Annotated in this window: 5 protein-coding genes; all 5 read right to left on the bottom strand. The window is 73.7% G+C overall.

From position 1 onward, the window contains the following. Positions 1 to 79: 79 nt before the first annotated feature. Positions 80 to 2056, bottom strand: coding sequence for an acyl-CoA dehydrogenase family protein (locus GUY60_RS31085; RefSeq protein WP_161703878.1), 1977 nt, complete (start codon positions 2054 to 2056; stop codon positions 80 to 82). A 140-nt stretch (positions 2057 to 2196) separates the two neighbouring features. After that, positions 2197 to 2367 (bottom strand): 50S ribosomal protein L32, encoded by a 171-nt coding sequence (rpmF, locus tag GUY60_RS31080; protein ID WP_161703876.1) that lies wholly within the window; start codon positions 2365 to 2367, stop codon positions 2197 to 2199. 119 nt (positions 2368 to 2486) lie between these two features. After that, positions 2487 to 3932 carry an aldehyde dehydrogenase family protein gene (locus tag GUY60_RS31075; RefSeq protein ID WP_161703874.1) on the bottom strand — a complete coding sequence of 482 codons (1446 nt, stop codon included), beginning with the start codon at positions 3930 to 3932 and terminating at the stop codon, positions 2487 to 2489. A 234-nt stretch (positions 3933 to 4166) separates the two neighbouring features. Then, complete coding sequence (locus GUY60_RS31070) at positions 4167 to 5789, bottom strand: PucR family transcriptional regulator (RefSeq protein WP_161703872.1); 1623 nt, start codon at positions 5787 to 5789, stop codon at positions 4167 to 4169. Positions 5790 to 6000: 211 nt separating this feature from the next. Beyond that, the coding region (locus GUY60_RS31065) for a type IV secretory system conjugative DNA transfer family protein (protein ID WP_512700845.1) at positions 6001 to 7587 on the bottom strand (1587 nt) is incomplete at its 5' end.

Here is a 7587-nt window from a genome sequence, read left to right as displayed (position 1 = left end):
GGTCATGGCTTCTCCCTGATCGCGCGGCGGGTGCACGCTACCCACCGCGCCGCGCGCGTCCCGCCGCGCCCCCGTGGGTTCAGCGGATCGGCCGGTGCACGTTCTTGCGCGTGCTGGGCCCCGGGGTGGCGTCGGCGATCCACGGGCCTTCGCCGCTGGGGTCGACGACGCCCTGTTCCAGCCAGGCGTACGTGCCGGACAGGACGCCGCGTACGACCGTGCGGTCGAGGTCGTCGGTGTTGGACCAGAGGCGGCCGAAGAGTTCGTCGGTACGGAGCCGGGACTGGCGGCAGAAGGCGTCGGCGAGCTGGTACGCCTCGCGGCCGTGGTCGCCGGTGGACCGCAGGAGTTCGGCGCGTACGCAGGCGGCGCTCATCGCGAAGAGTTCCGCGCCGATGTCGACGATCCGGCCGAGGAAGCCCTGCTTGGTCTCCATCCGGCCCTGCCAGCGGGACATCGCGTAGAAGGTGGAGCGGGCGAGCTTGCGGGAGGTGCGTTCCACGTACCGCAGGTGGGTGGCGAGGTCGGGGTGGCCCGCCGGGTGGAACTCGGCGTACGAGCGCGGGAGTTGACCGGGGCCCGCGACGAGTTTGGGCAGCCAGCGGGCGTAGAAGCCGCCTGCGCGGGCGCCGGCCCTCGCCTTGTCGCCGAGGGAGGTGTCGGGGTCGATGAGGTCGCCCGCGGCCTTGAGGTGGGCGTCGACGGCCTCGCGGGCGATGAGCAGGTGCATGATCTCGGTGGAGCCCTCGAAGATGCGGTTGATGCGCAGGTCGCGGAGCAACTGCTCGGCAGGGACGGCGCGTTCGCCGCGGGCGGCGAGCGAGTCGGCGGTCTCGAAGCCGCGGCCGCCGCGGATCTGGACCAGCTCGTCGGCCATCAGGCAGCCCATCTCGGAGCCGTACAGCTTGGCGAGGGCGGCTTCGATGCGGATGTCGTTGCGGTCCTCGTCGGCCATCTGCGAGGAGAGGTCGACTACGGCTTCGAGGGCGAAGGTGGTGGCCGCGATGAAGGAGATCTTCGCGCCGACGGCCTCGTGGAACGCGACCGGCCTGCCCCACTGCTCGCGCTCCGCCGACCACTCGCGGGCGATCTTCAGACACCACTTTCCGGCGCCCACGCACATCGCGGGCAGCGAGAGTCGGCCGGTGTTGAGGGTGGTCAGGGCGATCTTCAGGCCCGCGCCCTCGGGGCCGATGCGGTGCGCGGCGGGGACGCGAACCTGGTGGAAGCGGGTGACGCCGTTCTCAAGGCCGCGCAGGCCCATGAAGGCGTTGCGGTGCTCGACGGTGACGCCCTCGGCGGCGGCCTCCACGATGAACGCGGTGATGCCGCCGGGGTGTCCTTCGGACTTCGGTACCCGGGCCATGACGACGAGGAGGTCGGCGACGACACCGTTGGTGGTCCACAGCTTCACGCCGTCCAGGACGTACGATCCCCCACTCTCGGCTCCGCTCGAGCGGGAGGTGCCCCCATCCTCCGGTACGGCGGTGGTGGCGAGCCGGGCCGGGTCCGAGCCGACGTCCGGTTCGGTGAGCAGGAACGCGGAGATGTCGCTGCGGGCGAGGCGGGGCAGGAACGTGTCCTTCTGCTCCTGCGTTCCGAACAGCTTGAGCGGCTGCGGCACCCCGATGGACTGGTGGGCGGAGAGCAGCGCGCCGATGGCCGGGCTGGCGGAGCCGACGAGGGCGAGGGCCTTGTTGTAGTAGACCTGGGTGAGGCCGAGGCCGCCGTACTCGGTGCCGATCTTCATGCCGAGGGCGCCGAGCTCCTTGAGCCCGTTGATCACCTCGTCGGGGATCTTCGCCTCGCGCTCGATGCGGGACGGGTCGACCTTCGTCTCGCAGAAGTCGCGCAGCCGGGCGAGGAACTCCTCACCGCGCCGGGCGTCCTCGTCCGCGGGCAGCGGGTGGGGGTGGATCAGGTCGAGCCGGAAGCGCCCGAGGAACAGTTCCTTGGCGAAGCTGGGCTTGCGCCAGTCCTGTTCCCGGGCCGCCTCGGCGACCTGCCGTGCCTCGCGCTCGGAGACCTTCGGCTGCTCTGGGGTTACTGCGGTCATGAGGAGCTCACCTCGCCGCGGATCGGGGTCCTCACCGACGGCTCGTCACCGACCGGTGCCACTCGGACGTATGTACCCGCATACGGAGATCAGCACCAGGCGAGTCGCCGCGTACGGCCCAACGCCGCCCGCGCGCCCCGTCACTCCTCAGGCGTGAGCAACCCCCGCTGATAGGCGCGGACCAGGTGCTGCGGGACCTGGTGGGCGCGGCCGTCGAGGAAGACCGGTACCAGGTTCGGTGTGGTCGCCTTCCACTGCGAGCGACGGTGGCGAGTGTTGGAACGGGACATCTTGCGCTTGGGAACAGCCATGACCCGGACCCTACATGAAAATGATTGTCAGTAGCCAGCGGGGGCGGGACCAGGTCCGGGAACGCGAAAGCGGCCGGAACCCCGCACAGGTTCCGGCCGCCTTCTCGTGGACGTACGGGTTACAGCTCCAGGCCGGTCAGAACCAGGATCCGCTCGTACGTGTAGTCCGCCATCGCGTGGGCGACGCCCTCGCGGCCGACTCCGGACTGCTTGACGCCGCCGTACGGCATCTGGTCGGCGCGGTACGAGGGCACGTCGCCGACGATCACGCCGCCCACCTCAAGGGCGCGGTGGGCGCGGAAGGCGCGCTGCACGTCGTGCGTGAACACACCTGCCTGCAGGCCGTACTTGGAGTCGTTGACCGCGTCGAACGCGGCCTGCTCGCCGTCCACCTTGGTGACCGTGAGGACCGGTCCGAAGACCTCCTCGCGGGCCAGGGTGACGTCGGCGGGCACGTCGGCGAGGACGGTCGGCGCGTAGCTGGCGCCCTCGCGCTTGCCGCCGGCGAGCAGCGTGGCGCCGGCCGCGACGGCCTCGTCCACCCAGGACTCGACGCGCTTGGCGGCGTTCTCGTCGACGAGCGGGCCGACCTCGGTGGCCTCGTCCGAGGGGTCACCGGTGACCTGCGCCTCGACGGCGGCGACGACGCGCGGCAGGAGCCGGTCGTACACCGCGGCGTCGGCGATCACGCGCTGGACGCCGATGCAGGACTGGCCGCCCTGGTAGTTCGAGAAGGTCGCGATACGGCTCGCGGCCCAGTCGAGGTCGGCGTCGGAGGCGAAGTCGTCGAGGACGACCGCGGCGCCGTTGCCGCCCAGCTCCAGGGTGAGGTGCTTGCGCGGCACCGAGTCCATGATCGCGTAGCCGACCTTGTCGGAGCCCGTGAAGGAGATGACGGGCAGGCGCTCGTCCTGGACCAGGGCGGGCATCTTGTCGTTGGCGACCGGGAGCACCGACCAGGAGCCCTCGGGCAGGTCCGTCTCGGCGAGCAGCTCACCGAGGATCAGGCCGGAGAGCGGGGTGGCCGGGGCGGGCTTCAGGATGATCGGCGCGCCGACGGCGATGGCCGGGGCGACCTTGTGGGCGCACAGGTTCAGCGGGAAGTTGAACGGCGCGATGCCGAGGACCACTCCGCGCGCGAAGCGGCGGGTGAGGCCGAGCCGGCCGACGCCGCCCGCGTCGGTGTCGAGGCGCTGAGCCTCGCCGCCGTTGAAGCGGCGGGCCTCCTCGGCGGCGAAGCGGAACACGGAGGCGGCGCGGCCGACCTCGCCGCGGGCCCACTTGATCGGCTTGCCGTTCTCGGCGGAGATCAGCTGGGCGATCTCCTCGGTGCGCTCGACCAGGCGCTTGGTGATGTGGTCGAGGGCGGCGGCGCGGACGTGCGCCGGGGTCGCCGAGAACGTGTCGCGCACCGCGTACGCGGCGGCCACGGCCTCCTCGACCTGCGCGTCGCTCGGGACGCTCACGCGGCCGACGGTGCGGCCGTCCCAGGGGGAGGTGACATCGAAGGTGGCGTCGCCGGTGGCCTGGCGGCCGGCGAGCCAGAAGGCAGTGGTGTCGGTCATGGAGGCCCGGCCCTTCGCGGTTGTTTCTGGGGGTCTGCCACCACGGTAGGTCCGAGGGCTGCGCTTGCGTCTTGTACGGGGTGGAGGGGTTGGGGTCGACTTGGTGCCGGAATGGCAGGGCCCCGTAGGGGCGCGGGGAACTGCGCGACCAGCCACGACGGCGCAGCAGTCGGGCGACGGCCTTGCGGGGCAGGGCCAGGGGCCGCCGGGGGCCTGGGGCGGAGCCCCGGTGGGTCAGTCTGTTGCCGTCGACGTCGCCTTCAACGCGAGCCACAGCTCCATCCGTACGTCCGGGTCGTCCAGGGAGCGCCCCAGGATCTCCTCCACCCGCCGCATCCGGTAGCGCAGCGTGTGCCGGTGGACGCCCAGGTCGGCGGCGGCCGCGTCCCACTGGCCGTGCCGGGAGAGCCAGGCACGCAGCGAGGCGACCAGGTCGCCGCGGCCGGTCGCGTCGTGCTCGCGCAGCGAGCGGAGCATGCCGTCGGCGAAGGCCCGTACCGCGTCGTCGGCGAGCAGCGGGAGGACCGAGCCCGCGGCCAGTTCCTCGTGCTCGACCAGGGTGCGGCCGCGGCGCCGGGCGACCGAGAGGGCCTGCTCGCCCTGCTTGTACGCGGTCGCGGCGGCGATCGGTCCTGCCGGTGCGGACATCCCGGCGACCAACTGCTCGGCGTCGGCGGCCTGTTGCTCACGGCCCTCGGCGCGCGCCGTGTCCGCGAGGGCGGCGAGCTGCAGGCAGGCGGTGGCGGCGGCGCCGCCGTCGGCGAAGAGGAGCACGAGCCGGCTGCCGCCGTCGGGTACGACGAGGACGGCCTCACCGGCACGCGCGGCCGCCGCCTCGACGACGTCCGCGAGGTCGGCGAGCGGGTCGGGGCCGGTGCCCTCCGGAGCGGCGGCGCCGCCGTGGTTGCGGGGGTGCGCCGGTGCCGTCTCCGCGATGAGCAGCCGGAACGGGGCGTCGAGCAGCCCGCCGTACAGCTCGCCCGCGACGGTGCGGGCGTGGTCGGGTTCCCCGGCGAGCAGCATGCGCAGGACGGCGGCGCCGAGCCGTTGCTCGGCGGCGTGCAGCGAGCGGGAGCGCTCGGTGGTGAGGGTGAGCAGGGCGATGGCGGAGTGCACCGCGTACCGCTCCGCGGTGCCGAGCGCGGCGGCGGTGCCGACGGCGAGGGCGGAGCGGGGGCGCCGCCCGGTGCCGAGGGAGTGCAGCTCGACGCGGTCCTCGGCGCCGCCGATCAGGGCGCTGGCGGGCGACGGGCGCTCCCGCAGCCGCTCCACCTCGCCGGTCAGCCGGGCCGCGCGGCGGGCGGCCCACTCGGGGGCGGTGGCGACGACGGCGCCGGACGCGTCGTAGAGCGCGGCCCAGCCGTCGACCTGGGCGGCGAGCGCGGTGAGGAGCCCTTCGGGGCCGCCGCCGAGTGCCTGCTTGGTGAGTTCGCGCTGGGCGGCGAAGCCGTCGGTGACCGAGCGGTACTGGTCCGCCGCGATGGCCGCCGAGACCTCCTTGACGATGGCCAGGAAGGGGGTGCGGCGCGGTACTTCGAGCAGCGGCAGATCCGCTTCCCGCGCGGCCTGTACGAGGGCGTCGGGGATCTCGTCGTAGTGCACGCCGACCGCGAAGCCGAGCCCGATGACGCCCGCGCCGACCAGGCGCCGCACATAGCCGCGCATCGCCTCCGGGTCCTCGGCGTCCAGCTTGAGGGCGGTGATCAGGAGCAGCTCGCCGCCCTCCATGTACGGCACGGGGTCGGTGAGCTCGCTGGCGTGGGCCCAGCGCACGGGGGTGTCGAGCCGGTCCTCCCCCGCGCGCACGGTGAGTTTGAGCGCGGAGTGCTGGACGAGCGAGGCGAGCGTCGGCGGCATGGGATCTTCGGGGCTTCCGTCGGTGAGGCGCAGAGATGCCTGTTCGGGATCGAACGGGATCTTTTGGCCGCCCTGTATGAACGACCTGTATCAATTCTGCCTCACCGTATGGAAGCTCCGTGGCGATTCCGTGTGTGGCCTTGCGCGGGCGGACGCGTTCCCTCTATCGGGCCTGCTCCCTTGCGTCAGGTGCGCGGGCCCGCCCGGTGCGTCAGTCGCGCAGGTCGACCAGGTGCGGCGGGGCCGACGGGCCCTCCACCGTGCTGAGCGAGAGGACGGCGTGGCCCGGCGGCACCGCGTGCGCGAGGTCGGAGGCCGACCAGCGCTCCCGCTCGACCTCGCGGACCGTGACCGCGTCGGTGGTGACGGCCCGCCCGGTGACGAGTTTGCGCAGCGCGTGCAGGGCGCGGGTGCCCGGCTGGTCGGCGAACACGGTGTGCTGCGCGACCTCCTTGGTCTCGACCCGTTCGGTGCCCCACGCCTCCGCGAACCGCCGCCCGTCCCAGGTGGTCACTCCGGAGAAGGCCATCCGGCAGCCGACCGCCGCGTACAGCGGCCCCTGGAGCTGCTCGGGCACGTCGCCGACGGTACGCAGCCCGAGCACGACGCCCGCGTTCCTCGACCGCAGCCGCTGCACCGCCCGCACGCTCTCGGCGGTGAGGGTGCGGGTGGCGTCGTCGAGGACCAGGCAGGCGAAGTGCGTACGCCCGGAGGTGTCCCGTACGACGTGCGTGAACTGGGCGAGCAGCAGTCGGGCGAGCAGCCGCGAGGCCTCCTCGTGGCCGTGCTCGGGCAGGTCGACCCGGACCCGCAGCGGGTGGTGCGCGACGGCCCGCATGGAGAACGGCCGCCCCTCCCCCGAGTTGCCGAAGAACCCGGCGAACGCGGGCCGGTCGAGCAGCGCGATCCGGTCGGCGAGGGCGGGGCAGGGGTCGCCCGGTGTGCCCGACTGCCGTACCCGGGCGTCGAGTTCGCGCCGCATTCCGGCGTGCCGGGCACCGTCGCCCAGCTCGGCCCTGAGCGCGTCAAGGGCGGCCGGCTCGCCTTCGAGGAGCGCGCGCAGCTCACGCAGGCCGGGGAAGTGGCCGTGCGCCGCGCTGTACGGGCCGAGGAGCTGGGCGAGCGCGGTGGCGGCCCTGCGGGTGTCGACGGCGTCGAGGTCGCCGACCAGGCCCTCGGCGAGGAAGGCGGCGGCCTCGTCCGGGTCGGCGCAGTCGGCGTACAGGTCGAGGTCGTGCGCGGAGGCCGGGTCGCCGGGCCTGACCACCACGTCGTACGCGTCGTCGGGGCCGAGCGGTGTGCCCGCCGCGCAGACGGCGACGACCGCGGCCTGGCCGGTGAGGGCGCGCAGCGCGAGGCCCTCGGTGACCGGCCGCATCAGGCGCTCGGTCTTGCCCGCCCCGGACGGGCCGACGGCGAGCAGCGAGGTGCCGAGCACGGCCGGGTCGAGGGCGGCCTGCACACCGCGTACCGCGTACGGGTTGCGCGGGTCCGCGGCGAACCGGCCGATCCTGACCTGGCCGACGAGCAGGTCGTGGGTGGCGGCGCGGGCGGGCAGGTCCCGGCTGCCGGACGGATGCGTCCAGGCCGCGGCGCCCTGCCTCACGACGGTGTCGACGAAGGCCTCGCGCGCCGCGGGGTCGCCCTGGGCGGACGTCCAGGCGTGCTCGACGCGGGCGCAGTCGACGTCGTTCATCCGGCCGCCGAGGAGTTCGGCGGCGAGCAGGTCGGCGGCCTTGGTCTGGCCGGCGGCGCGGAGCGCGGACCAGGGGACGGAGGGGGGTGCGGTGCTTGGGCG

This window comes from Streptomyces boluensis (assembly GCF_009908195.1).
Classification (GTDB): Bacteria; Actinomycetota; Actinomycetes; order Streptomycetales; family Streptomycetaceae; genus Streptomyces; species Streptomyces boluensis.
Note: the sequence above shows the minus strand (reverse complement) of the source record. Positions and strands in the feature narration are given on the sequence as shown.

What these genes read in the sequence shown, in the direction of transcription:
- GUY60_RS31085 (WP_161703878.1), bottom strand. Translation starts at nt 2,056, where the DNA reads ATGACCGCAGTAACCCCAGAGCAGCCGAAGGTCTCCGAGCGCGAGGCA.
- rpmF (WP_161703876.1), bottom strand. Translation starts at nt 2,367, where the DNA reads ATGGCTGTTCCCAAGCGCAAGATGTCCCGTTCCAACACTCGCCACCGT.
- GUY60_RS31075 (WP_161703874.1), bottom strand. Translation starts at nt 3,932, where the DNA reads ATGACCGACACCACTGCCTTCTGGCTCGCCGGCCGCCAGGCCACCGGC.
- GUY60_RS31070 (WP_161703872.1), bottom strand. Translation starts at nt 5,789, where the DNA reads ATGCCGCCGACGCTCGCCTCGCTCGTCCAGCACTCCGCGCTCAAACTC.